This window comes from Rhizobacter sp. P2_H2, from assembly GCF_056403375.1.
The window spans coordinates 1-2,057 of sequence record NZ_JBFUFP010000976.1; the positions used below are offsets into that span (position 1 = coordinate 1).

2 protein-coding genes and 1 pseudogene are annotated in these 2,057 nt (G+C 65.6%); all 3 read right to left on the minus strand.

Translation table 11 applies throughout. The features are described 5' to 3' along the window. Positions 1–1,358: HipA domain-containing protein (locus tag AC1D15_RS28950; protein WP_477828737.1), on the minus strand; the 1,358-nt coding region annotated here is incomplete at its 3' end. Beyond that, on the minus strand, positions 1,355–1,654 hold the full coding sequence (locus AC1D15_RS28955; RefSeq protein ID WP_477828738.1) for a helix-turn-helix domain-containing protein: 300 nt from the start codon (positions 1,652–1,654) through the stop codon (positions 1,355–1,357). The genes AC1D15_RS28950 and AC1D15_RS28955, both read right to left, overlap by 4 nt. Before the next feature lie 135 nt (positions 1,655–1,789). Continuing rightward, positions 1,790–2,057: pseudogene (locus AC1D15_RS28960) on the minus strand (type II toxin-antitoxin system HipA family toxin); the annotation flags it as partial.

Sequence of the window (2,057 nt, forward strand, 5' to 3'; positions counted from 1 at the left end):
TCCCGCATCTTCACCGCGGCGCTCGCCAGCGTCGCCAGTCGAGAGGCTTGCGCGACGACGAAGTCGCGAAGCTGTCCCGCAAAGCCCCGCTCTTCTTCCAGGTAGTCGGCTGCATTCGCCTGTGACGGCGCCTGCTCGATCGCCAGCTTTGCCAGCCGCAAGGCCTCCCGCTTCAGCAGACGACGGTCAATGCCGCAGCGCTGCGCGAAATCGGCCAGCTGAAACGCCCCGACCTCGTCGAGCGAGAACGCATCGCCATACGCCATCGCGAACTCGTGGTCGAGGCCGGGGTACTGCAGCACGCTGACCAGGTCATACCAGGGCGCAGGCTCCAGGCCCTGCGGGCGAACGAAGAACGAGAAGTTCTTGCCATGTGCGTCGCTGTTGCCGATGAGGAACTGGAACAGCGCCCACCTGAGCAGGACCAGCCGCGCAGAGGCCTTGTTGACCGTCTGCTCCACGAGCTCGAACAGCCCGCCGAAGCTGACGCCCTCGCGGATGTTGCGAACGTGTTCGCCGCTTCCGAAATTGCGCTCGTACTTGTAGGTCACCGGCAGGTCATGTGCCTGGCATGCGTCGATGACGTGCAGTCGCTGGACGACGGTCTCCCCGTTCGCCTTCGACACGTTGCGATCGAAGCGATCGACGACCAGCACCGGTCTCGGCGTCCGGTAGATGCTGACCGCAGCGGCGGGAAGGCCCATGCGCCTGGCGAGCGACATGCAGAAGTGCTCGTTGACCACGAGATGGGGCGTCAGCTTGCGGTCCGGCTCGGGCTTGAGGATGTGCGTCGATGCGAGCGGGGGCTCGACGAGGAACATGCGACCGCCCTCGTCGAGCGGACGGTCGAGCCAGACCATCAGCTTGTCCTGCACGCCCGCGATGGACATGCGAACCTTGCCATCCCATACCGCCAGCGGAATCGCTTCGCGCTCGCTCAACCGCTGGTTCAGCTCGTCACGGGTCACTTCGCGCGGTGGCGTGGCGGCGAGAGACGGAGGAGGGGCCTCCCCCGAGCGCCAGAACCTGAACGCCCCCGTCGTCTCGGCGCCGAGCGCGTTGATCAGCGCGAACACGTTGGACCTGGAGACGCGGCTGGTCGTCGCGATGATGTCGAGTGCGCGGCCTTCGGGCAGCAGGTTCTCCACGAAGCGTTTCACCGCACCGACGGCGTAGCCGGCTGCGGGACGCACGAGCGGCAATGCGGGCGACAGCGGGAACGCCTGCTGGGTGCTGACCCAGAGGGGGCTGTAGTCGAGGGACCACCGGTCATCCAGCGGCTCGTGGCTCAGCGTGGCGACCTGTTGGCCGTCTGCCCAGAGGGTGAGCGAATGCGATGACGCGGTCGGCGGCGTCATGGCTGTTCCGGACGCGCAGTGACGGGTCGCGCCACCGACTGCATCCAGGGGTGGTCCTTCGGGCCGACCACGAGTGCCAGGCCCAACCCGTCCAACACCGTCAGGAGCTTGTCGAGGCGGACCGAACCTTTGCCGTTCTCCAGCCGGGAAAGCAGGTCGACCGAGACGCCAGTCAGTGAAGCCGCATCGTCTATCCGGAGTGACTGTTCGCGCCGACGGGCTCGCACCACAGGGCCGAGATCGGCGGCATTCGCAATGGGGAGTGGGGCAAGCGAGGTGTCTGGATTTGCAGGCATTTCGGAACTCCAGGGATGCAGGTGATTCCTTGGTGCGCAGGACATTTATTTCTGAATTTCCGAAACTATGCCAATCTTCCGCTCGGCGAGCAAGAAATTCCGTGAATTCCGAAATTCCTTCGCGAGGGGCTGGGCTCAGCTACGCGCGGCAAGCCGGGTCGCCGCATCCTGCAACCCCCCGAGGATGGTTTCAGCCAACTGCGCCGGAAAGCCCACGGGCAGCGCCGCACTGACGATCTCCACGACCCGCGGCGTCTGCTCGACCAGCGCATCGATGACGAACCCGGCCTGCCGTCCATCCTCCGTCACGACGCCATGGCGCGCACCGAGCGCCTCCCAATGCCGTCGCTGGATGTCCTGCATCTTCCAGTGCGCATTCTTCGAACGCACCGCCATCGCCATC